The following is a 23,168-nucleotide window of genomic DNA, read 5'->3' as shown; positions in this document are numbered from 1 at the left end:
TCAGGCAGCGGTCCGTCTGAGCCGGGTCCCCGGCATGGGGATCGACATCGCAACGCTCCGGCGATCCAGAGGCTGGCACGCCGGACGGGGCGCATGCGTACGGGAGACGGTTCGACCCGTCACAGCGCCCTGGCCCGGCGACGGCTCGGCTCGTGCGGCACCAAGTTCGGGTGTACCCGCGCGGGCGAACGATGCCGTCGGTGCCCCCTTCGACCAGGGTCCCCTACATCGTGAGCAGTCCGCTGTGTGGGCGATCGCGACCGCACCCGTAAGGTCAGAGATGCGGATCGTCGGCCGCTCGAAGCCTGACCGCCGCGATGGCGTCCCGAAAGGTCCGATAATCCTCCGCGTTCCGTTCTCCGTAGGCCATGGCCCAGTCGGCCAGGGCCTCGCGCAGATCGGCGCGGCCGTCATGACCGCAGTAACCCGCGATCGCGGCCGCATCCCCGGTTCGTGCGTGCGCCTTGGCGAGCAGCGCTCCGTACGCGTGCGAGAATTACAGGAGTGACCGACCTGTCATGCGCGAGACCGGGATCTCGCCCTTCATGTTTTTTATCTGCCGCACGTAGAACGGCCGCCCTTCGATTTTCGTCCATCCCAGCAGCGGATCACCTACGACCACCGCTGGTGCGGTCGCGTTGCCATCACCCGGAGATTACCTGCCCCGCCTTCACGAGCCGGCGCCCGGTCTGCTCATCGACCTCGGCGGCCAAGGCCGCGGCGTCGGTCTTCAGTCAGCGCTGGGACGCGCTATGGCGGCGTATATCGCTACCGGCGATGCTCACAGCCTTCCGCTGCCGCTGCATGCCCTTCATCGCCTGTACGTCTCGGCGATCATCGCTTGGTATCGCCTGAGCGACGGCGGTGTTCGCTGACAGGTCGGGGTTATCCAAGAAAAAGACGTTTGGCCGGAGTCGGCCGACCGTGGACCTGCCGCAGTAAGGCGAATCCGGCAAGGGCTCGATCCAAACTCAGGAGCTTCGACACTGCCGCGCCCGCTTCCGGAATGCGCCCATATCAGCCATCGGGCACGTCATCGGTTGAACCCAGAAGCGGACATGGCAGCGGACGACAACCAAGGCCGCGAGGATCTGCTCCGGATGATCGAGACCGCTTATCGAGTGCCGAGCAGCGGCAGCTAGCCGAACACGCGCAACTCCTGTCCACGCTCTGCTGCTTCGAGTTGGCTCTACGCCGCCGCACGAAGCTCGGCGTCGACGGTCGCCAAGGCGGCCTCTCGCTCGTTGAGTTTGAAAGCAGTGCGGTTGAGCGCCTTGATCCGCTCCTCGACCACCTTCAACGCATCGAGGCGCTCGGTTCGGGCAACGAGGTCCGGATCTTCGCGGGCCGGCTCGCAGTCAAGGATCTGCTCCAAGACGTAGTGGTGTTCGACCTTGGGCAGGTTGCCGACGACGAGCCAGATTAGCCCGATCAGGAATGCCGCGAAGAATAGGGCGACGAGCCACAAGCGGCGTTGAACCAGCGCGTGGAAGGACGTTTGCCGGTGCCCAAGCGATCAGATCCCTGTATGCGCCGCTGACAGGTGCACGCGGGCGCGAGAGGCCGCGAGGTAGCGTCCGACCAGCACGGCGAAGGCGTCGGGCTTCAGGCCGCGCGCGCCCAGAGACTGCACGCTGACGTGACGTCGCCGTCGGCTAACACGCGCCTGCGAGAACAGGTGCTTGGCCCTCGGCAGCGCGGCGTCTGGCGCGAGTGCCAGCGTCAAGGTGAGCCGCTTGCCGTGCGTGACCTGGAAGTCCGCCACATCCTGCCACGCGACCGCGCCGTCGAGCAGCGGCGAGCGCAGCACGTCCGGCGTCAACACCAGCAACGGCGTCCGGCCGCGTCGATGCACGTGTGCGGCGACGATGCCTGCCAAAGCGACACCCGCCGCGGCGACGGCGGCGAGGATCTGCTGGGCCAGCGCATCGTGCGCGATGCCGAGTGCGCGGGGGTACAGCAGCAGGCCGGCGCCGGCCCCGGCGGAGAGGAGCGCTAGGATGCCCATCGTCCAGACCATCGGCGCACCATTCTCGTGCACCAGCGTCTCCTCGACTGGCACTGCCGCCGCGGTCTCCTCCAAGTATAGCCGCTCGGCAGCCCGGTGCTCCCGTGCCCCGGTGAGGAAGTCCGCGCTGAGCCAGCGGCACAGGCCAGCCCAGTCCGCGACCAGGGCGGCCGGCCAGGCGCGGTCCCCTACGGTGAGCGGCCGGGCGGCGCGGGCGAGTAGCTCGGCGTCGAGCGGAACGCCGAGCGCCGCGATACGCTGCCGATCGGGCGGGTGGGTGTCGGTGGGGTGCGCCTGCCGGTCGTCGAGGTGCGCCCCCGGGTCGGGGAAGCCGGCAGCGGGGATTGCGTCGAGTACGCCCGCGACAAGATCGTCGGGCGCCGCGTCAGGCTCGCCGTAGGCGGATCCGAGCGTCTCGCCCACCACCGGGCCGAGGACGCCGACGCGCAGCAGGGCGGAGGCAGCGGGCGGTGCTCCAGAGACCTGGGCACCGCGCCGGTCGGCCTCGAGCTCGCGCGCCCGGCTCCAACGCGCCACCGCCGCGTCGAAGGTGCCGAGGCTGCGGTGGCCGACATAGGCGGCTGGGCGGGTAAGCAGGTCTCCGGGACCGACATTGCCCAGCGCGGTCAGCGCGCGATGTAGGCCGGCGTAGATCGGGGTGAAGCGCCGACTATAGGCGGTGTCTTCGCCCGAGAAGTGCGCGAGTTCGTGCCCGATCACCGCGGAAAGCTCGCGCCCGTCAAGCACGCCGAGATAGGGGGCCGGCAGGTACAGCGTGCGCCCAGTCAGCGTCCGCCCGTCTGGACTCAGGCGCACGGCGGACTCTGTGACGAAGAAGCCACCGGTCAAGCCGACGACCGCCGCGTCGGGGACCAGCGCTTCTCCGCGCCCGGCGAGCTCGCGCACAAGGCGCCACAGACCCGGTGCATCGGCCTCGTCGAGGACGCGGCCGCGTACGTCGATGGGCTCGGGGGTGAACAGCGCGAACACCCCGCGCAGGCTGCGTACCGCCGCGACCGCGGCCCAGGCCGCCAAGGCGGCGATGACCAGCGCGCCGAGCAGCAGCTTGGCTTCGCCGGCCGAGAACCGCTGCGTGAACCACAGCCCGGTGGCCTCGAACAGAGCGGCCGCGAGCACCGCGAGGCTCAAGCCCACGATCTGCAGTCCAAGCAGCACCGGCAGCACGCGGCGCACGAGGCCAAAACTGGCGAGCAAGGCGTCGCGCGAGCGCCGCGCCCACAGGCCCGCGGCTCCGCCGCCGGCCAGCGCGACGAGACCGGTCAGCAGTGCGAGCAGCGCGCCGCCGAGCGTCGCGTACGGCACCCACGCGCGAGACCGGGCCAGCGGCAGGTCGCGTGTGGCCGCGGCCAGCGCCTCCTGAGCTTTGTCGGCGGCCAGTGCCGCCCCGTAGGCGGTGCGCCCGCCTTCGAAACGGACTGAGGCGTAGGGATCTGTCGCCGCCAGCAGCCGCAGTTGGACGACGGAGACCGGCAGCTCAACCAGTCGCCGCGTATAGCTCTCGGCGCTCGCCAGCCCGCGCTCGACCTCCCAAGCCCCGAGCCCGCCGAGCAATGCCGGAACGCCGACGACCCAGGCGACGAGCCAGACGACGGGAGGAAGCCGGCGATTGCCGCGGCGGTCCTGATGAAGCGGCATGATCATCTGCCCCTCGGCGTTCGATTGTCGGTGGCTGCCAGCCTGCGCTGTGCCAGCGTCGGTCAGCTCGGCCGCACCCTATTCTCGTACCGCTGGCAGGATTCGAGATCGCGCACCGAGCGGTTGTAGGCGTCGTTGAACAGCCGCGCCGGCTGGCTCGGGTCACCTTTCGCCTTGATGTCTCGCGCGACGTCGCGGCCGTGGCCGATCACGCTCGCCACCGTGTCCGCGTATCCGGTGCACGACGAATTCGCTTTGGGGTTCATGCCGTCGAACGCTGCCCCGAGCTGTCGATTCGCGGTCGACACGTCGCTGAGAGCGGCCAGGAACAGGGCGGTATCGGACCTTGGCGCCAGGGCCTCGAAGCGCTGCACTGCCCGGCGTAGCGCCAAGCTGGTGGCGAGCAGTCGGCGTGCTGGGGCGTCCTCCGCCAGCGACGCCATCCGCCGCTCGTCCCGGGCGAGCTCGCGCTCGAACAGGGCGGTGCCGTAGGCGTCCATCGCCTTAGCGGCGGCTTCGACCTTGGGCACGAGGATCGGATGCTGTTCGCGGGCGAACTTGTAGCCGTCCTCCTTGAACTCTCGCGTGGTCTGATAGCGGGTCAGCGCCTTCAGTACCGGGTTGAGCTCGCGCAAGGCTGCGAGCAGCCGGGTGGCCTGGGAGTCGACCTCGGGAATGGTCCCCGGCAGGGCGGTCGCTTTGTCCAGTTCGTCGATCACCCCGTCAAAGTCCACGATGCCGAAATGGTACCAGGCGTTGGCACCCAGCTTCGTGCCGAGCTTGAGCACGCGCTCGTTGTCGCGTCGGTATTCGGCGAGCTGTCGTTCCAGGGGATGGGAACGCACGAGGTGGTTCTGCACCTCGGTGTAGGCGTTCACCTTGGCCACCTCCTGCATCTCGGGGCTTGGCGGGGGTGGGGTGGCGCGCACGGCCCCCCGGGCCGGCGCTTGTGCCGAGGCCGCGGGTGGCGCGGCCTGCAGCAGAGCCTGGGAGGCCGGCGGCGGAGCGGGGAAGTCGCACCTGAAGGCGTCGACCATGCTCTTACGCACGGCCTCATGGGCCTGCGCGCACTGGTAGGCGACCGTCGGGCGGGCGGCCGTGTTGCGGCTGATGGCGTCGCGGAAGCTCTCGCGCAGCGTGCCGATCCCTTGCCGGATGTTGGGGCGGGCGGCCTCCGGCACGCCAGGGCTTGCTGCACACTGAGCGTAGGCATCTAGAAAGGCGTCGCAGCTCTCAACACCCACAGGCGTCACCGGTGTCACGGCCGTGGCGGGCGTAGCCATCACTACGGTGAGACAGGCCACGAGGAACCGACGGGGTCTCTCCGCACGCTCACAGCTGCCACGCGGCATGCTCATCTCCTCAACTGTATGGCTGGTTGGGGGCGTCAGACTCAGAGATTGCGCAGGGCAAGCAATGGGACGAGCGCGGCAAGCGCGACTGGCACGGACCAGTACTGCACCGGTACCCAGAACAGCGCGTGTCGACGGCGGAGAAGAACGCGTTCGCTCGTGGCCGGATCAATGAGTTCGCGCGGCGCCCTGCCGTTCAGGCGCCGGCCGACGATCCAATTGGCGGCTGCGGCCGCGAACAACCCGAGGCTGATGGCGAGAAAGGTGAGTTCGGGCTGACCGAGGGCCCGAAGCGCCAACCCGCCCACCGCCCCGACCGCGATCGCCGTGCCGACCACGACGGGGATGACCACGATCCCCCAGCCTGACCAGATGAACAGCATCAACACCGCCTAAGTTCTACCCGAAGCCGCCAGCCGAGGGGGCGAAGAGACATGCATCGCACGGGACGGCGATGCGGCAGCGCCTTGTGGGGGCGCTCGGCTTCTTCTTGGGCGTGGGAATGAGGCGCCGCTGTGTTCACGGCGTCGTGAACTGATCAGAATAAGCGTTGCGCGTGATTTCTGGTCTGCAGGATTAGGCTGTGCTGTTTTTCCCATCACGGCGTGCGGGTACGGTGGCCACGGCGGTGTGGTTCATCTGCGTCGGCTTCGCGCCGCTCATCGCCATGCTGGTGGCGAGCACCTTAGGGTTGATTGCAGTGGGTGCTTCCCTCCTCCCCCGGTGCAGTCTGCACGCTTGTAGCGCAGGCGCTTAACCGTTGGGTCTGTGCATCGTATTGGCTCGAAAGCTCCTGCTACGTGACAGTACCATCTTGGCGTGGCAGCATATGATGCACAGGCCATCTACCCTGTCTGCTTCACACCACCGATCGCCAGAAACCAGACGGACAGCTTTCGGCCAAGTGCTGTCGTCCAGGCTGCCGCGGCTGCCAGCACGCGGTCGTTCCGAAAGCCCACGTTAGGTCGAGCTTCGGCCTTAAGGCTGCGAGGACTGGACGGCGGCCCCCGCCGCCATGCGGAACTGGTGCACTTGGGCTTGGTTGCTAAGCTATGTCCTCTCCGGCCCCGCAGTCCGGTCTTCGCGTAAGCGTCGATCTCAACCTCTGCCAAGCCTACGCTCAGTGCTGCTACGCAGCGCCACAGAACTTCCGTATCGAGGGGCACGAGGCACTGTTCTACGACCCCGCGCCCGCCGCGCGGAATCGCGCCGACATCGAGCGGGCAAAGATCGCCTGTCCCGTTCAGGCGATCCGGGTCGAAGACAAAAGCCATGAAGGCGTATGACATGGGACGTGGCCAGCCCAGCCGTGCGGTGGTGGTCGGTGCCGGCCTTGCAGCCCTGCGCGCGGCCGAGGCGATGCGCGATGCAGGCTTCACTGGCATCCTCACGATCATCGGGGCCGAGCCCTATCGTCCCTACGACCGGCCGCCGCTCTCTAAGCACGTCCTGACCGGCGAGATCGCCCCGGACGCCACCACCCTGCCGAGCAGCCTCGGTGGGGACGTTGACTGGCACCTCGGAAGCCCGGCTGTACGCCTCGATCGCGCAGGCCGCCTGGTTCACCTCGCTGACGGCACTGCGCTGCCCTACGACCGCCTGCTGATCGCCACCGGCACTCGCGCGCGGCCCTGGCCGAACCCACACGAGAGCAGGCTCGCGGGCGTCTACACTCTGCGCAGCCGGGACGACGCGGCTGCCTTGCACAAGGCCCTCAGTTCCAGCCCAAAGCGCGTGCTGGTGATCGGCGGTGGCCTCATCGGCTGCGAGGTGGCGAGCGCATGCCGGCAGCTCAGCCTACCGGTGACCCTGGTCCAGCCCGGCCCGGCGCCGCTCGCGCGTGTGCTCGGCCGGTATATCGGAGCGATCGTCGGCGTGATGCACGAGGCTCGCGGCGTCGATCTGCGCCTGGGTGCCGAGGTCGAGTGGCTAGAGGAGGCAAATGGCCGGCTCGTGCGCGCGCACCTCGTCGATGGCACGGCAATCGAGGCGGACATCGCCGTGCTGGCGCTCGGTGCAGTGCGCAACACCGAGTGGCTCAACGGATCCGGTCTGTCGTTCGACGCGGGCGGCGTCGACTGTGACGCGGATGGTTACGTGCTCGACGAGGATGGCCGCCCCGACACTGCGATCGCGGCGGCGGGCGACGTGGCGCGCTTCCCCCACCCGCTCTACGCCGGGCGCCGCATCGCCGTGGAGCACTGGGGCCACGCGGTCACGCAGGGTGTGCATGCCGGGCGCCTGCTCGCCGGGGATAAGCCCGAGCGGAGCTACGCCGCGCTGCCGGCTTTCTGGTCAGGGCAGGCGGGCGTCACGCTCAAGTCGGTCGGCCTGACCGAGGGGGCGGACGCAATGACGATCGCCCAGGGCGATCCGGCCACAGGCCGCTTCCTCGCCCTCTACGGCCGAGAGGGAAGGTGTATCGCGGCCGTGTCGGTCGATTGCGGGCGCTGGCTGCCAGCCTACGCGGAGCGGATCGCAGCAGCCGCACCCTTCCCGCCCGAGGCGACGGTGATCGACCGAGGTGGCGCACACGCCATCCTGGCGCCTGGCTTTTCCTGAAGCGCAGGCACCGGACCCGACATGGCCGACGCAACTCTCCTCAGCCAGATCAGGGACTTCTCCAACCGCGCCGACCCGTACCCGCTGTACGCCCGCCTGCGGCAGACCTCGGTCTCATGCCAGCACGACGTGGGTCAGGGGGAACGGGCTTCGGGCGACGAAGCACGGGGCGTGTGGGTGGCAGCGAGCCACGATGCCATCATGCGCTTGCAGAACGACCCGCGTCTCAGCGTCGAGACCCAGCCGCCGACGAAGCGCCCGTCCACCGGCAACCCGGTCACGGACTACCTCGTCAACCCGGTCAAGAACCGAATCACCGACAGTCACCAGCCCTTCCTGTTCCGCGACCCGCCCGCGCACGATCTCCTGCGCGCGGCCACCGTTCATCAGTTCACCCCTGCGCGCGTCCAGGCGATGCGCGCCCGCTCGGAGCGGCTGGTCGGCGAGATGCTCGACCGCAAGATGGGCTCGCACGAGATCGACGTCGTCGCCGACCTCGCCTACCCCCTGCCTGTCGCGGTGATCTGCGAGCTGTTCGGCGTACCGGAGGGGGACGAGGCGAGATTCCACGACTGGTCGAGCCAACTGGCTACAGCGGTCGAGCCCGGTGTTGTCGTCAGCGAAGAGACCCGCATCGCGAACGCCCGGACCTTCGACGCCATCTCGGATTACCTCGCCGACCTCGTAGCTGAGAAGCGTCGCCAGCCACGCGACGACCTACTCTCAGGGTTGGCCAATCACGCCACGCCTGACGGCTACCGGATGGGCGATTTCGACCTGATCTCGACCGCGATCCTGATCCTCGTCGCTGGCCACGAGACCGCGGTGAACTTGATCGGCAACGCTTGGCTGACGCTGATGCGCCACCCGAACGAATTGGAGCGCCTGCGCGCCGACCCGGGCCGCGCCCCGCGCGTGGTCGAGGAGGTGATGCGCTACGATCCCCCGGTGCAACTCGTCAGCCGCAAGACCATCAGCGCCATCGATATCGCCGGCACTACGATCCCCGAAGGTGAGGCCGTCGTCTTGATGCTCGCCGCCGGCAATCGCGACCCGGCCGCGTTTCCCGACCCTGATAGGTTTGATCCGGATCGAATTGGAACGCGCCACCTCGGCTTCGGCGGGGGGCTGCACTACTGCGTCGGCGCCCCCTTAGGCCGGTTCGAGGCTGAGGTCGCGCTCACTGCGCTAGCATGCCGCCTGAAGGCTCCGCGCTTGATCGAGGATCCTCCGCCCTATCGGCGCCCAGCAACCCTGCGTGGACCGGAGCGTCTGCAGGTGGGGATAGAGGAGATCCGTTAGCGGGCGTCAGTGTCTCGGATCAACGGACGCCATCGTCATCGGAGATACCTCTTGCGATGCTGAGGCTACGAGGATGGCCAGTGTGCGCACAATCGGCTGCTCAATGGCGGCTGGTCGGCCGAGGAGCTGAAGCAGGGAGGATGCATCGCCACGTACCGGGATCCGGCAGATCTGCTCGCCCACTACGATGGTTTGCCTTTAGCGGGGTGAAAGACCTAGCGCGTCGACGAGGGGGGGTGTGGCTCATGAGTGATCAAATCCCGAACGTCCCTGGTGGTCCGCACCTACGCACCATCGCAATGCCACGCGATACGAACGCGAGCGGCGCCATCTTCGGAGGGTGGACCGTGTCGCAGATGGATCTCGCCGGGGGCACCTTCGTGGCCCAGCGCGCTCAGGGTCGCGTCGTCACGGTCAGCATCGATGCGATGCGCTTCCTGCGTCCAATCTCAGTCGGCGATGAAGTCAGCTGCTTTTGTACGGTGCATGAAGAGGGTGAGACGTCACTGGCGGTTAAGGTCGAGACCTGGGTTCGGGAACGAAGCGGCAGAAACCCGGAGAAGGTCACCGAAGGCGTGCTCACCTACGTGGCTCTGGATGATGACGGCAAACCTCGTTCTCTGCGCGGAACAAACCAGAGCTAGGTCAGCGCGCACATCCTGGTGGCATGCTGATTGTGACAGCCGCTATCTCTCGCCCATCGCTACCCTGATCTGCTGCTCTTCGAGATCGAGCTCGGCCATGAGGACGGACATTTCCTCGTGCTCAAGGTCATCCCTGTGATCGGCCAATAGCTTCGTCCGCGCCGCCTCGATGGCCGTCAGTCGCAAGTCCAGCCGCGCAGATAGACGTTCCACGCCAATACCGCTCTCCTCGCTCGCATGAGCGGCACGCTTGGCACGCTGACGCAACTCGCGGAGCAGGTCCTCGGCGGCCGCGGCCTGCTCCGGACCGAGGTCCTCCAGCTTGTCGGTGACGGCAGCCATCGCGGCGACCGTGGTCTTGCTGCGCGCGTCGATTGCCTGCGGCGTGACTGCCGGATTGGTCACACGGTCCTCTGGCTCGCTCATACCGAAATAGCGGATCAGGGGGCCGAGGGTCGTGCCCTGGATCACCAGCGTGGCGAGGATGGCGCAGAAAGCTAGGAACAGGATGAGGTCGCGTCCGGGGAAGTTGACCGGAAGCGCCAAGCCGGCAGCCAAGCTCACGACGCCACGCATTCCAGCCCACGACAGGATTGTGGCGTGGCTCCACGGGGGCATCGGATCTCGCTCCCGCAGGCTTCGCGACAATGCACGCGGCAGCCAGAGTGCCGGGAAGACCCAGATAAAACGACTGACGATGAGGGCAGTGGATACCGCCAAGCCGAGGATCGCGAGATGGCGGAACTCGTACTGCCCGAGACGTTCCCCGATGCCGCGCAACTGCAAGCCGATGAGTACAAAGACCAGGGCGGTCAGGACGAACTCGACAAAGCCCCAGACCGCACCCGACTCAAGGCGGGTCCGGGCGGTGAAAGCCGCATGCTGCTTCTGGCCAAGTACGAGGCCGCAGGTCACCGCCGCAAGGACGCCCGAGGCATGAACCTGCTCTGCCGCGAGGTAGGCCGCGAAGCCCGCCAGAAACGAGACGAGGATGTCGAGCAGGGTGTCCTCAAGATGGCTAAAGATCCACATCGCGATGCGGCCGACGACGTAGCCGATCAACGTGCCGCCCGCGGCCGCGAATAGGAACGAAAGGGAGGCTTGGCCAAGCGAGACTTCGCCAGCCAGGGTCGCGGCGACGGCGAAACGGTAGAGGACGAGCGACGATGCGTCGTTGAGCAGGCTCTCGCCTTCCAGAATGACGACGAGCCGCTTTGGTATCCGGAAGTTCTTCAGCACTGAAGCGGCCGCAACCGCATCGGGCGGGGCTACGATGGCCCCCAGCGCGATGGCGGCAGCCCAGGGCAGGTCCGGCACCAGGAACTTCGCGGTGACCGCCACGGCCGCGGCCGTGAACAGGACGGCGCCGAGCGCGAGGAACAGGATTGGACGCAGGTTGAAGCGGAAGGCCGGCCAGTCGGTCCTGTAGGCACTTGCCTGAAGCAAGGGAGGCAAGAACAGGACGAGCGCCAGTTGTGGGTCGAGGGTGACGGTGGGCAAGCCCGGGATCAGGGCGAGCGCCATCCCGCCGAGGACGAGGACCACCGCGAGAGGAACCTGAAGACGGCGTGCAACGAGGGCTAGAACGACGCAGGCCGCGAGCAGGGCCAGCAGGGTCTCGAAAATCTCCACACGAGCGTCTCCCCGCGAGGAAGCTCACTTCCCCTCGCGGGGTTCAACCGTTCGACTTGCTCGATGTTCGCGTCCGCACGAGGCAATGTGCAGCAACTCCTCGGAGCACTCCGTCGCGCATCGAGCAGTTTGCCGCGAGTGATCATCAACTGGCGCTACAGCAAATGCGAAAGACGGGTGGGTCGGTAGGTGGCTGCCTGAGCGCTTCGAGCCAACATCAGCTGCCGGCGCGTATTGATGACCGGGATGACACGTTGGCTGGCCAACGGAGGTATGTCCGCATCCAAGGACCGGCCTGCCGAGCTTCAAAGTCCAGCATGCGTTGAAAGTCGCGCGTCCGCTTTTCCGATATGCCTTCACCGAAGCGGATCGGCGGCTCTCGGCCAGATTCCGACATTCATGGCCGCCCAGATTGTCGGTTAGCCGACCTTCCGGTAGCCCGAGGAGGGCCCTACGCGGCAGCAAACGCTTCCCAGCATCATCGGGGGCAGCTCGGCCGTAGATCCGTGAGAGCCGTAAACATCATAAAATACAACTTTTATGATGTTCGGGGCTAAGCTGCTTGGATTGTTGAACTAATATCGGCGCTCGCTTCGTGCTCAATCTGGAAACATCATGCTTTGCTGCGATGGCGCACAAAGTGTGAGGTTTCGGTGAAGCAGGCGCGCGTACCCACGGAGGCTGAGTTCAAACGCTTGGTAGCGGTGGTAGGGCAGGGAGGCACGGCCGAAGAAATCGAGCCGCGCTGATGCTCAGCTACCTTGCTGGCCTACGCGTCGGCGAGATCGCGGCGCTCCGTTGGGGCGATCTCCTCGATGCCCAGGGGAGGGCGCGCGAGCAGCTCCGGCTGAGCGCGGCCGTGACGAAGGGCGGGCACGCGCGGGTGGTGTTCATGAACGCTCGACTGCGACGTGAGATCGAGCAATTCCGGTCCACGCTGCCGGCACCGCCCCCGCGCACCAGCCCGTGCTCGTCACCCAGAAGCGCACGGCCTTCAGCCCGAACACGCTGAGTCAGCTCATGCGCGGGTTCTACGATCAGGCCGGCCTGGATGGCGGCTCAAGCCACAGCGGCCGGAGATGGTTCATCACCCGCCTCGCACATGCCGGGATTTCGCCTAAGGCTATCATGATGCTCGCAAGTCACCGCCATCTCTCGACCACGCAGCGCTACATCGACGTCAACGACGAGATGATGCGTGCGGCTGTCGAGGTGCTCTGACCACGACCGCGGTATCAGCCCATCGCGGTTGCGACCACCGTCAGCCGCCTGCGGTACGAGACAGGAATCGGCGCGTTTAGGACCGTAGGTGGAAGTCGAGTAGCGCTCCCTGCTCGTCGCGCAGATCGCCGCTGCTAAGCTCCCGATACCACTTTGTCAGACCGTGCCCGGAACCTTGGCTATAAGGGCCGATTATCCCAACACGGCCACGCTTGGTGTTTCAGCCGGAGAAAAACGATGCGCGTTGTTCAGCTGCTGATCGCATCGTGCATACTCATGACGGCCGGCGCGAACCTGGCCTCCGCCCAGTTCGTCGATCCCTTCAAGGTTCTTGAAGAGGCAAAACGTGATCGCCTGGAGCTAGATAAGCGGCTCGCACGGGAAGCGGCGGAACGACGGCAAAAGGAGAAGGCGGAGCAAGCTGAGAAGCTGAACGCGCAGCGCAAGCTCGATCAACAAAGAGCTGCGGCCGTGAGCGCTTCCCCTCCAGTCGCGTCAGCAGAACAGGCTTCGGCTTCCCAGAAGCCTGCACCCAGCCCCGAACTGCGAAACCCGCTCACTGTCTCCGGCGATGCTGCAGGAGGGTCCTTAGAAGCTACCAAGACAAGTGCCCCAGCGGCTCCTGGGACCGTAGCGGTTGTAGATCCATCACCGGAGCGGTCGAACAGCACCACCCACGCGGCTCCCGTCGCGAACTCCACCACAGCTCCACCGATCACGACAGGCGCTCCGGATGTGCCACTCTCAGCAACCCTGCCTCCCGATCCTTCGAGCGCTCCCCCTGTTGCCTCTGAACCCCCGCCAGGAACGCCGCTGGTTGGCGAGGTCACGAGGCCCGTTGTTGCGGCTCCTGCACGCGTACTGATCACGGTCGACAAGGCCACCCAGCGCATGCGGGTGACGGTAGATGGGAAGCTGCGCTACTCGTGGGCGGTCTCAACGGCACGAGCGCCCTACAGGACCCCGGCAGGCACGTTCCACCCTTTGTGGCTGGCAAAGGTGCACTACTCCAAGGAGTGGGATGACGCCCCGATGCCCTATTCGATCTTCTTCACAGCAGCCGGGCACGCCATCCATAGCAGCCGCGCCACACGCCAGCTCGGTCGACCGGCTTCGCACGGATGCGTCCGACTTGCGCCGTCCCATGCTGCCGCGCTGTTCACGCTCGTGCGGGCTGAGGGTGCGGGCACGACCAAGGTCGTGGTCACCAACGGTGCGGCGGCAGGAAGAGCAGCACGGGGCCGCACGGCCGACGCGCGTGCTCATCATACACGGCGCGCATCGTCTGACATTTAGCCGATGGGATCTGGCGGTGGCTGGACCCGGTAAAGCGGCTCTGGGCACGCCCGCGCGGCTGTAGAGCACGTCAACACGTAACGGATCGCAATTCCGGCGGGACGCGTTACAGCCGCGTCCTGATCATGCCGAAGCTGCTCCTCACACCAGCGGCGGCGCTCAGCGCCGTCGTTCTCGCGACGCCCGCCTGGGCTGCGCCCTCTGAGAGCTCGACCGAGACCGTGGAGCAGGCGCTCTGCCGTCTCATCGAGGGCTCAGCCAAAGCTCGCAACCTGCCGGTGCCCTTCTTAACCCGGCTGATCTGGCGCGAGAGCAGTTTCCGCGTCGGTGTCGTGAGCTCGGCCGGTGCGCAGGGGGTGGCGCAATTCATGCCCGGTACTGCACAGGAGCGTGGCCTTCTCGATCCATTCGACCCCGAACAGGCGATCCCGCACGCAGCGCATCTCCTTGCTGACCTCAAGCGACGGTTCGGCAATCTCGGGCTCGCAGCTGCGGCCTACAACGGTGGCGCGCAACGCGTGACGAACTGGCTGGCGGGCAGCGGCGACCTGCCGGCTGAGACCCGCGCCTACGTGCACTGGATCACCGGCAGCCCGGCCGAGGAATGGCGTGGCGACAAAAGTGATGAGATTGGCCCACCGGAGGCTAATCACGCGAGTGAACAGAACAAGCTCAGCAAGCCCACCGGAGATTCGCGAAAGGCCGGTCCCCCGGAGATAGCTGCCGCGAAAGCGAACGATGCAGAACGCAAGGTCGAAGCTGCGGGGAAACCGAGAGCCGCGCGGCAGGAAACGCCACAAACCTGCATGCAAGTGACCGCGGCTCTGCAGATCCCGTCCCGAGCTGATCGCCTCGCCGAGCGTCCACCGTCGGGCGAGAACCGGTATGCCCGCGATCACGGTACCAGCCCTGTCGAGAAGCCGGTCCCACCGCCCTGGGGACCCTGGGGCATTCAGCTCGCCGCGAACTTCTCGAAGGCGCTCGCCCTGCGGAGCTTCTCACAAGCGCAGGCAACCTACGCCAAGGTCATTGGGCAGACGCGCCCGATGGTCATCGGCACGCGAATGCGCAGCCGTGGTACACAAGCGTTCTACCGGATCCGCATTCCGGCTCAGAGCCGGGAGCAGGCTGATGCGCTATGCGCTAAAATCCAAACCGTGGGTGGTGCCTGCCTCGTTCTGAAGACCTGAGTACCCGGTCTCTGTTCAGCGCGGAAGCTTAACCTGGGCTGCCGTATTGACCAGCTTTTGCTCACGCAGCCATCAAGAATCCAACCTGCTACACGGAACGAGATTGGTGCTCCGCGGCAGGGGTTCATCCGCCGCAGGTACTCAGTTTGTCAGCAGCATCGATGCTGACGCCCATCGTCCTCGATGAGCTCGCCGCCCATGCTATCCTCAGGCTCGGACCAGGAGGCATTCCATGTTCCCGAACTTCAGTGTCTACGCTGCCGCGATTATTCTTGCCTTCGGAGTCTCGAAAGCAGATCCAGCCTGTGCCGAACAAGTCGAAATGGTGACCCCCAAGTTTGAGCAGGTGGTTCCAACCTACCGGGCAAGTCGCTGGTCGTCGTGGAGGTAGATTATGCGCCCGGCGCAGCCTCTCCGCCGCACAAGCACGCGCAATCGGCGTTCGTCTACGCCTACGTGATCTCCGGTGAGATAGAGTCGCAGGTAAACGGTGGCCCGGCCCGACAGCACCTTCGGCACCTTCAACGACGACATTCTGGCGTACAAGGATTCGCACTTCCACCGAACGGACCTGTGCAGCGTCATCCTCTCCTCAAGATGGTGCAGCCAACCTCAAACCTGATGCAAGTCGAAAGCAGCCAGCATGTGTTCGGCGCCGATCTGGCCGGCAGTAATAGGCCGTATGCAGTTGTGGGAGACCGAGCCGCGCGTCGCCTGAGCAGGACAACCGCTTGTTCGGCTCGTCTGATTCACGGCACGAATGACGGCAATCGGCGAGCGATAAACTGCGGGCCCTTGGCCTGAGCTGGGGGTATGGGCCGCACAAGGGAGAGGAAGCGATCACTCGCTTGGGGCCAGCCTGACGGCCGGCCGCACCTCGATTTCACGATGAGGTACTAGCTATGACCTACGAAAGCTCGATCCCGACCACGCCTCCGATGACCGCGGCGCGGGTCCATGCCTTCGGCGACATCAATGCCATCGTCGTGGAAAAGATCGACCGCCCGGTCCCCGCCGAAGGCGAGGTGCTCGTGCGCGTCCAGGCTGCTGGTGTCGGTCCGTGGGACGGCTGGATCCGGGCGGGAAAAAGCGTGCTCCCTCAGCCCTTGCCGCTCACGCTTGGCTCCGACATCGCCGGCGTTGTTGAGGCGGCCGGGCCTGGGGTGAAGGATTTTCAGACAGGAGACGCGGTGTTCGGCGTGACGAACCCACAGTTCACTGGCGGCTATGCTGAATACGCCGTCGCTTCGGCGAACATGATTGCTCTGCGCCCAGCGTCGCTTGAGGCGGTCGAGGCTGCAGCCCTACCCGTAGTTGCGGTGACTGCCTGGCAGGCTCTGTTCGACCAAGCGAAGGTCGATCCCGCTGATGTGGTGGTCGTCCACGGTGGGGCCGGTGCTGTCGGCGCCTATGCCGTGCAGTTCGCGAAGCAGGCCGGCGCGATGGTCATCGCCACAGCCGGCGCGCGCGACAGAGGCTTCGTTGAAAGTCTCGGTGCAGACAGGTTCGTGGATTATCGGTCCGAGCGTTTCGAGGACGTCGCGGCCAATGTCGACGTTGTCATTGATCTCGTCGGGGGAGCGACGCAAGACCGATCCTTTGCAGTTCTCAAAGCCGGCGGCGTGCTGATCTCGGCGGTGTCGCAGCCTGATCAAAATCTCGCAAAGGTCCATGGCGTTCGAGCCGCGTTTTTCCTCGTCGAGGTGACCAAGACCGAATTGGAGGCGCTCGCGACATTGATCGGCGAACGTAAGTTGTCGGTCGACGTGGGTTTGGTGCTCCCGCTCTCAGAGGCTCGGAGGGCTCACGAGATGCTGGAGGGAAGGTCCGCCAAGCCACGCGGCAAGATCGTTCTCACTGTCAGCTAGACTGCTACGGCGATGTCGTAGCTTTTGCAGCAATCGCCTTCAGCGCGGCCGACATGGGCATAACAACGGCATCAGCGGACGGACCTAGGCCATGGCGGCCGGCCAAATTGGCTGGTTCGTTGTAGGACAGGAAAGTCGTTCCGGCCTCATCCTGCCAAACCAGCGCTTTCAGAGGTAGATCGATTCCAATGGTCTGAGCCGCTTGCATCAATGGCGTGCCGCTCTTAGCAGCACCGAAGATCAGCAGATCCGTCGGTCGCAAAGGTAAGCTCACGGTGGCGGCGCCGGCCGCATGGTCGATACGCGCGAATACCGTCAACCCTTTGGCCTTCACCTCGCTCTCGAGACGGCTCATTGTCTCAGCCGGTCCGAAGGCGCTTTTGATCGTCACGAGTCCATCAGCAGCCATGGTATTCGCTCCGAACACGCTGAGAGTTGCCAGTACCATGATTGCGGCGAATTACGCCAAGCGTCCCATCGCACGTGCCCTGAAAGGGCGAGTCACTGTGATTCGGTTGAGGTGCGAGTTTTAGAAAGCATCCAAGCCGGATGATATCACGTGCAGCGATCAAGCAGCGTTCGGGAATGGGTCGCGAGAACGCGTCACAACGGCGTCCGCTTGTCCGCCTTCCTGTCCAGAAGCGGACGGGCCGCTTTCGGCCAGACTACGCCACGCCGGATCGCCTGGCCGGGCAGAACCGGACATTCGGCTTGGCGCCCAATGCAGTCGTACTCGCGTGGCCGCGCGACCTTCGAAAGCAGACAAGTATCCCGCCGCCACTCTGGCGGTGACGCGCCCCTCCAAGGAATTCTCGGGCCCTGGGAGACGCCTCCAGAGCGGGCGTGGAGCGTAACAGCTGGCCGCGGTGCTTTGGACATAAACCCGTGGTCGCCACCGTGCAGCAGCCTCGCAATTGGCCGGGTTTAAAGTCTCGGCCAGCTCACCCATCGACTAGGTGTTTGATCCCGCGGTGTGGTGGTACGGTTGACCACCATGCTGCGAGGGATGCGCTATGGGCCAGGTTCTTCATGGAAGCGCCACCACGACGGAGGCAGTCCGTCGCGCGATCCAGCTACGTGAAGAGAGCGTAAGAGCGCTGGCCAAGCGCTACGGCGTCAGCCCGACGACGGTGCAGAAGTGGCGCAAACGGACGAGCACAGCGGATGCCCGGATGGGCCCCAAGGAACCGCGCTCCACCGTGCTCACCGTCGAGGAGGAAGCGATCATTGTCGCCTTCCGCCGGCATACCCTGCTGCCGCTTGACGACTGCCTCTATGGCTTGCAGCCGACCATCCCGCACCTGACGCGATCCTCGCTGCATCGCTGCCTGGAACGGCACTGCATCAGCCGACTACCCGAGATCGAAGGCGACAAACCCAAGAAGCAGCGCTTTGCGACCTACGCCATTGGCTACGTCCACATCGACATCGCCGAGGTGAGCACGGCCGAAGGTAAGCTCAGGCTGTTCGTAGCCATCGATCGAACCAGCAAATTTGCCTTCGTGCGGCTCGTGGAGAGCGCCGGCAAGATGGAGGCCGCCCAGTTTCTGCGCGACTTCATTGAGGCGGTGCCTTACCGCATCCACACCGTGCTCACAGATAACGGCGTTCAGTTCACATCACGTCGACAGGACATCTACGATAGTAAGCACATCTTCGACCGCGTCTGCGACGAGCACAACATCGAGCATCGGCTGACCAAGGTGAACCATCCTTGGACCAACGGGCAGGTCGAGCGGATGAACCGCACCATCAAGGATGCGACGGTCAAGCGCTACCACTACGACAGCCACGACCAGCTTCGAACGCATCTGCACCTGTTCGTCGATGCCTACAATCACGCTCGTCGGCTCAAGACCCTGCGGGGCCTGACACCCACCGAGTTCATCCTGAACGCCTGGACGAAAGAGCCCAATCGCTTCAGGATCGACCCGTCACACCTCATCCCGGGACCATACAACTAGGCACGCGTCGCTTAAGCTTTAGCCCGGTCGGAAACCAACCGAACACCGGCAGGCCGGCGCGCCGCGAGCACGCCCGCAACCTTGCGTTCGAGTTCGCCGTCTCGGAACGGCTTCAACACGACCGCATCGGATCCACTGGCGCCGGCCTGACGAAGGGCTGCAGTGTCGGCAAAGCCTGTCACGAACACGACCGGCATTGCTGGCCAGCGTTTGCGAAGCTCAGCTGCCGCCTCCGCCCCGTTCATGCCGGGCATCGCGAAGTCCAGGACGACAAGGTCGACGCAAGGATTGCCTTCGAGGCTGGCCAGCGCCTGCAGGCCAGAGGCCGCTTCGCGTACGGCATAGCCGGCCTCACTCAGCCGGGTTGCAGTTACCTCGCGCACCCCTTCATCGTCGTCGACCACCAGCAGAACGGGCTTGCTGCCAGGCGGACGAGCCCGCACACAATCGATGGGAGGCGCCGCGATGAGAGTGGCGGCGCTCTCTACCCGCGGCAGGTAGACCTTGAACGAGGTGCCCTCACCCAGGGCGGTATCGACGCGGAGGCCGCCGCCGGACTGCTTCACGAACCCGAAGACCTGGGCGAGCCCGAGGCCGGAGCCCTTGCCTGTCTCTTTGGTGGTGAAGAACGGCTCGAATATGCGCGCCAGCACCTCTGGCGGCATGCCGGTCCCGGTGTCGCTCACCGAGATCATAACGTACTCGCCCGGTTGTGGCTGCTCCGGTCGGGCCGGGATGCCATTTACCGTGACGTTGGCGGTCTCGATGGTCAGCCGCCCGCCGACCGCCATGGCGTCGCGAGCATTGATGGCGAGGTTGAGGATTACGAGCTCAATCTGAGTGGCGTCGACCAGCGCCGGCCATAGCCCGTCCTGCAGCGTCGTCTCGATCTGGATCGCGCCTCCGATGGAACTCTGCAGCAGGTCACGCATCGATACAACGGTCGTGTTCAGGCTGACCGGAGTGGGTTCAAGGCGCTGCCTCCGCGAGAAGGCGAGAAGTTGCGCGGTCAGGTTGGCGCCGCGCGCGGCCGCGCCCCGCATCATGTCAAGTCGCCGCTTCGACCGCTCGTCCGTGACAGCGCGTTCCAGGAACTCGATGTTGCCGGCGATGACAGTGAGGAGGTTATTGAAGTCATGCGCCACACCGCTGGTCAACTGCCCGACCGCCTCCAGGCGTTGGGCCAGTCGCAGGGCCTCCTCGACCCGCTCACGCTCGGCAATCTGCTCCTGAAGGGCTGCGTTGGCCTCTGCGAGTTCGCGAGTGCGCTCGGCGATGCGCGCCTCCAGCGTCTCGTTGAGCGCCTGCAGGGCGGCTTCGGCCGCACGCTTGTCCTCCCGCGCCCGGGTTTCCGCCAACGCCCGCACGATGGTGCGGCTCATGCGGTCAAGCCGCTGCTTGGTCACGTAGTCGGTGGCACCGTTCTTCAGGGCCTCAACAGCCACCTCCTCGCCAAGCGTACCCGAGCAGAAGATGAAGGGCGTGTCCGGGCACTGCTGCCGGGCGATGCCGAGCGCGCTGACGCCGTCGAAGGTCGGCAGCACGTAATCCGCCAGGATGAGGTCGTGGCGGCCCGCGACCGCCGCGGCGGCGAACTCGCTACGGGTCATGACCCGCTCAACCGTCACCGGGTGACCGAGGGTCTCCAACTCGGCCTCAATGAGTTCCGCGTCGAGGTCGCTGTCCTCCAGGTGGAGGATGCGCAGGGGGCCGGTCCCGGCTCCGATCACCCGTTCGATGGCCAGCCTCCCCGGTGCGGTGGCGGTTCATTAAGGAGCGCCCAGAACACGCCGATATCCTTGATCGCCGCGAAGAATTCGTCAAACGCGACCGGCTTCACCACGAAGGCGTTGACCCCGAGATTGTAGGAGCGGACGACGTCAGTCTCCTCGCGGGACGACGTCAGCATGACCACCGGGATGCCGCGGGTGTCGGGGTCTCCCTTGATCTTGGCGAGCACCTCCAGGCCATCGACCTTGGGCAGCTTCAGGTCGAGCAGCACCACCGCCGGGTCCTGGGCCTGGCGCTTCTCGTGCGCCCCGCGCCGGTAAAGGAAGTCGAGCGCCTCGGCCCCGTCGCGGCAGATGACGATCTCGTTGGCGAGCTGGCTCGATTCGAGGGCCGCCAGGGTCAGCTCGATGTCATTCGGGTTGTCCTCGACCAGCAGGATCGGTTTCAGTCCGGCCATCTCAGCGCGCCTCCTCCCGGATGGGTAGGGTGAAGTAGAAGGTGGCGCCTTTACCTAAGTCGCCCTCGGCCCAGGTTCGGCCGCCATGACGCTCGACGATGCGGCGGACGTTGGCCAGCCCGATACCGGTGCCCTCGAACTCCTCGACCCGGTGCAGGCGCTGGAACACGCCGAACAGCTTGCCGACGTAGGCCATGTCGAAGCCGACGCCGTTGTCGCGCACGAAGAACACCGCCTCGCCGTCCTGCGGTGGCAGACGCCCGATCTCGATGACCGCCTCCGGCCTGTCGCGGCTGTACTTCACCGCGTTCGAGAGCAGGTTCTCGATGACGAGGCGCAACATGACCGGGTCGGCGTGCACCCGGCCGAGGGGTCCGACCTCCCACCGCACGGTCCGGTCGGGGGTGACATCGCGCTCGACCTTGCGCCGAACCTCCTCGACCAAGGCGTTCAGGTCGCCGGACACCTTGTTCAACGCATGCCGGCCCATCTGCGAGAAGGTCAGGAGGTTGTCGACGAGGGTGCCGGCCGAGAGCGCCGCCTCGATGATGGTCTCGACGTAGTGCCGGCCTTTCTCGGAGAGGTTCGGCGCCTCGCGGGTCTTCAGCAGGTTGGAGTAACCCACGATGTGCCGGAACGGCGCGCGCAGGTCGTGGCTGACCGAGTAGGAGAAGGCCTCCAGCTCCTTGTTCGAGCGCTGGAGCTCCTCGCTCATCGCGGCGAGCTCCTCCGCCCGGCGCAGCACGATGCCGAGCACCGAGGCGCGCAGGTCCTTGGCCGCCTCAACCTCCGGGACGGACCACGGCAGGGAGCGGCCCTTCACGGTCTCCTTCCAGGTCTCGAAGGACTTGCGGGGGTGCAGCCGGTCGGGTCCGCCACCGGGATCCGGCCGCGCGGCCTTCACCGGATTGCCGCCCCACTTCACGGTGCGCACCACCTCCGGCCTGAACCAGAGGACGTAACTGGCGTACTTCTTCGAGACGGAGATCGCCAGGACACCGCTGGCGCGGTCCGCGACTGCCGCGGCCTGCGGGAAGCCTTCCGCCAGCGCGTCGGTCACGAAGACGTCGTCGGCGTCACCGCGGGCTGACAGCCAGTCGTACAGCGCACGGACCTCGCCCTCCGGGGGCGTCGACCCGAGCAGCCGGCAGCGATCGGCCGTCACGACGGCTGCGCCCGAGGCGTTCACCAGAGCCAGGACGTCGTCGGGATGGTTGAGGAGGCCGTCGACGAAGCTCTCCTCCTCAGCCATGTAGCCGAGCAGCCTCACCTGCACGGCACCGAGCGCCAGCCGTTGCTCGGCCTGCTCGCCGCGAACCTTGGCGGAGAGTTGCAGCGCGAAGATCTGGGTGAGGACGTCGCAGGCATTGCGGGCCTGGAGCGGCACCCGCTTGGGATCCCGGTTGTGGCAGGAGACGAGGCCCCAGAGCGCACCGTCGACCAGGATCGAGACCGACATGGACGCCATCGTGCCCATGTTGCGCATATACTCGACGTGGACCGGCGAGACCGAGCGCAGCACCGACTGGCTGAGGTCGAGGGGCTCGCCCTCCGGTGTCGTTGTCGGCCGTACCGGCACCGGGACGTAGTTGGCGTCGGGAATGATGCGCAGGCGGTTGCGGCGGTAGAGCTCGCGCGCTTGCGCCGGGATGTCGGAGGCCGGGAAGCGCAGGTCGAGATAGCTCGGCAGGACGCCGTTGCTGTCCTCGGCCAGCACCGTGCCGTGCCAGTCTCGGTCGAACCGATAGACCAGGGCTCGGTCGAAGCCAGTCACGTGGCGAATGTCTTGTGCCAAGAGTTGGCAGAGGTCCTCGACGGAGCGAGCAGCGTGAAGGCGCTCGACGAAGGCGCGCAGACGCGGCGTGAGCGCATCGAGACCGGCGTCTCCGGAGGAGTCAGCCGTCTCTTCCAGCTCCAGCACGACGAGGTCGTCGACCCGGTGCGCGGCGACCTCGTAAGCTTGGCGCATACTCCCGGATCCGAGCGTGACCGTGCGCAGGTATGTTGCACCGTCCTGCTGCCTGTGGCCGTCGAGGTAGTGCCGGACGATGGCGTCGAGCTCGGGAAAGGCGCTGGAGAGCGTGGCGCCGACTTGGGCAGCTGCCGGGGCGTTGGCACTGGCTTGGACGATGCGCAGCACAGGCGGGTCGAGGGCGAGCAGGAAGCCGTGCGGCTGGACACTGCCCACGATATGGATCGGCTCGCGGTCGCAGGCCGTCAGGTCGACGTCATTCTGGGCCGCATCGCTGCGCTGGTACAAGCCTGGATCCCGTTAAAGCGTGGGC

Annotated in this window: 21 protein-coding genes and 1 pseudogene; 12 read left to right on the top strand and 10 right to left on the bottom strand. The window is 66.1% G+C overall.

Annotated features, from left to right (window positions below; translation table 11 throughout):
* Positions 1–274: 274 nt before the first annotated feature.
* Positions 275–565, bottom strand: a pseudogene (locus AC3WSN_RS23470) (DUF2252 family protein).
* Positions 566–752: 187 nt separating this feature from the next.
* Between AC3WSN_RS23470 and AC3WSN_RS23465 the strand changes: the two are divergent.
* Positions 753–875 (top strand): hypothetical protein, encoded by a 123-nt coding sequence (locus AC3WSN_RS23465; RefSeq protein ID WP_373622166.1) that lies wholly within the window; start codon positions 753–755, stop codon positions 873–875.
* 314 nt (positions 876–1,189) lie between these two features.
* Here AC3WSN_RS23465 and AC3WSN_RS23460 read toward each other — a convergent pair whose 3' ends face one another.
* From AC3WSN_RS23460 to AC3WSN_RS23445, 4 genes are all read right to left on the bottom strand, one after another.
* Positions 1,190–1,468, bottom strand: a complete 279-nt coding sequence (locus tag AC3WSN_RS23460) for a hypothetical protein (protein WP_492541235.1) — start codon at positions 1,466–1,468, stop codon at positions 1,190–1,192.
* A 48-nt stretch (positions 1,469–1,516) separates the two neighbouring features.
* A complete protein-coding gene (locus tag AC3WSN_RS23455) occupies positions 1,517–3,670 on the bottom strand; it encodes a M48 family metalloprotease (protein WP_492541232.1) in 2,154 nt (717 codons plus the stop codon).
* A gap of 56 nt (positions 3,671–3,726) precedes the next feature.
* The gene (locus tag AC3WSN_RS23450) at positions 3,727–4,845 is read right to left on the bottom strand and encodes a DUF3829 domain-containing protein (protein ID WP_492541230.1); all 1,119 of its coding nucleotides are present in this window, start codon (positions 4,843–4,845) and stop codon (positions 3,727–3,729) included.
* A 212-nt stretch (positions 4,846–5,057) separates the two neighbouring features.
* The gene (locus tag AC3WSN_RS23445) at positions 5,058–5,399 is read right to left on the bottom strand and encodes a hypothetical protein (RefSeq protein WP_492541229.1); all 342 of its coding nucleotides are present in this window, start codon (positions 5,397–5,399) and stop codon (positions 5,058–5,060) included.
* A gap of 669 nt (positions 5,400–6,068) precedes the next feature.
* On the opposite strand from AC3WSN_RS23445, the gene AC3WSN_RS23440 reads away from it, so the two are divergent.
* The 4 genes from AC3WSN_RS23440 (at position 6,069) to AC3WSN_RS23425 (ending at position 9,524) form a co-directional block, all read left to right on the top strand.
* Positions 6,069–6,302: a ferredoxin gene (locus AC3WSN_RS23440; RefSeq protein ID WP_492541227.1), complete on the top strand. Its 234-nt coding sequence runs from the start codon at positions 6,069–6,071 to the stop codon at positions 6,300–6,302.
* A complete protein-coding gene (locus tag AC3WSN_RS23435; RefSeq protein ID WP_492541225.1) occupies positions 6,289–7,578 on the top strand; it encodes an NAD(P)/FAD-dependent oxidoreductase in 1,290 nt (429 codons plus the stop codon). Before AC3WSN_RS23440 ends, AC3WSN_RS23435 begins: the two co-directional genes overlap by 14 nt.
* 21 nt (positions 7,579–7,599) lie before the next feature.
* A complete protein-coding gene (locus tag AC3WSN_RS23430; protein ID WP_492541223.1) occupies positions 7,600–8,880 on the top strand; it encodes a cytochrome P450 in 1,281 nt (426 codons plus the stop codon).
* A gap of 245 nt (positions 8,881–9,125) precedes the next feature.
* Positions 9,126–9,524, top strand: a complete 399-nt coding sequence (locus tag AC3WSN_RS23425; protein WP_492541221.1) for an acyl-CoA thioesterase — start codon at positions 9,126–9,128, stop codon at positions 9,522–9,524.
* A 42-nt stretch (positions 9,525–9,566) separates the two neighbouring features.
* Here the strand turns inward: AC3WSN_RS23425 and AC3WSN_RS23420 are convergent, their stop codons facing one another.
* Entirely contained in the window at positions 9,567–11,156 is a 1,590-nt protein-coding gene (locus AC3WSN_RS23420; protein ID WP_492541219.1) for a Na+/H+ antiporter, read from the bottom strand.
* 748 nt (positions 11,157–11,904) lie between these two features.
* On the opposite strand from AC3WSN_RS23420, the gene AC3WSN_RS23415 reads away from it, so the two are divergent.
* The 6 genes from AC3WSN_RS23415 to AC3WSN_RS23390 all read left to right on the top strand — a co-directional run bounded on the left by AC3WSN_RS23415 (position 11,905) and on the right by AC3WSN_RS23390 (position 16,731).
* The gene (locus AC3WSN_RS23415) at positions 11,905–12,168 is read left to right on the top strand and encodes a site-specific integrase (protein ID WP_373622172.1); all 264 of its coding nucleotides are present in this window, start codon (positions 11,905–11,907) and stop codon (positions 12,166–12,168) included.
* Positions 12,123–12,377: a tyrosine-type recombinase/integrase gene (locus AC3WSN_RS23410; protein WP_373622171.1), complete on the top strand. Its 255-nt coding sequence runs from the start codon at positions 12,123–12,125 to the stop codon at positions 12,375–12,377. The genes AC3WSN_RS23415 and AC3WSN_RS23410 overlap by 46 nt, the downstream gene beginning before the upstream one ends.
* Positions 12,378–12,614: 237 nt before the next feature.
* Complete coding sequence (locus AC3WSN_RS23405; protein WP_492541216.1) at positions 12,615–13,673, top strand: L,D-transpeptidase family protein; 1,059 nt, start codon at positions 12,615–12,617, stop codon at positions 13,671–13,673.
* A gap of 125 nt (positions 13,674–13,798) precedes the next feature.
* Positions 13,799–14,863 (top strand): lytic transglycosylase domain-containing protein, encoded by a 1,065-nt coding sequence (locus AC3WSN_RS23400; protein ID WP_492541214.1) that lies wholly within the window; start codon positions 13,799–13,801, stop codon positions 14,861–14,863.
* A gap of 381 nt (positions 14,864–15,244) precedes the next feature.
* Positions 15,245–15,667 (top strand): cupin domain-containing protein, encoded by a 423-nt coding sequence (locus AC3WSN_RS23395; RefSeq protein WP_492541212.1) that lies wholly within the window; start codon positions 15,245–15,247, stop codon positions 15,665–15,667.
* Positions 15,668–15,765: 98 nt separating this feature from the next.
* On the top strand, positions 15,766–16,731 hold the full coding sequence (locus AC3WSN_RS23390; RefSeq protein WP_492541210.1) for an NADP-dependent oxidoreductase: 966 nt from the start codon (positions 15,766–15,768) through the stop codon (positions 16,729–16,731).
* A gap of 4 nt (positions 16,732–16,735) precedes the next feature.
* On the opposite strand, the gene AC3WSN_RS23385 is transcribed toward AC3WSN_RS23390, so the two are convergent.
* Positions 16,736–17,140: a DUF302 domain-containing protein gene (locus tag AC3WSN_RS23385; protein ID WP_192711754.1), complete on the bottom strand. Its 405-nt coding sequence runs from the start codon at positions 17,138–17,140 to the stop codon at positions 16,736–16,738.
* A gap of 604 nt (positions 17,141–17,744) precedes the next feature.
* On the opposite strand from AC3WSN_RS23385, the gene AC3WSN_RS23380 reads away from it, so the two are divergent.
* Entirely contained in the window at positions 17,745–18,695 is a 951-nt protein-coding gene (locus tag AC3WSN_RS23380; RefSeq protein WP_492541208.1) for an IS481 family transposase, read from the top strand.
* Between the two features lie 11 nt (positions 18,696–18,706).
* On the opposite strand, the gene AC3WSN_RS23375 is transcribed toward AC3WSN_RS23380, so the two are convergent.
* Genes AC3WSN_RS23375 through AC3WSN_RS23365 form a run of 3 tightly spaced genes read right to left on the bottom strand, consistent with a single transcriptional unit; the run spans position 18,707 to position 23,143 of the window.
* Positions 18,707–20,425: a response regulator gene (locus AC3WSN_RS23375; protein ID WP_192710368.1), complete on the bottom strand. Its 1,719-nt coding sequence runs from the start codon at positions 20,423–20,425 to the stop codon at positions 18,707–18,709.
* Positions 20,422–20,883 (bottom strand): response regulator, encoded by a 462-nt coding sequence (locus AC3WSN_RS23370; protein WP_192710369.1) that lies wholly within the window; start codon positions 20,881–20,883, stop codon positions 20,422–20,424. The genes AC3WSN_RS23375 and AC3WSN_RS23370 overlap by 4 nt, the downstream gene beginning before the upstream one ends.
* 1 nt (position 20,884) lies before the next feature.
* Positions 20,885–23,143 (bottom strand): ATP-binding protein, encoded by a 2,259-nt coding sequence (locus tag AC3WSN_RS23365; protein ID WP_492541206.1) that lies wholly within the window; start codon positions 23,141–23,143, stop codon positions 20,885–20,887.
* Positions 23,144–23,168 lie beyond the last annotated feature (25 nt).

The sequence above is a fragment of the Methylobacterium sp. FW102-HT35C08 genome (genome assembly GCF_058790235.1).
The sequence above is the reverse complement of the archived record's forward strand: the minus strand, read 5'-3'. Positions and strand labels throughout refer to the sequence as shown.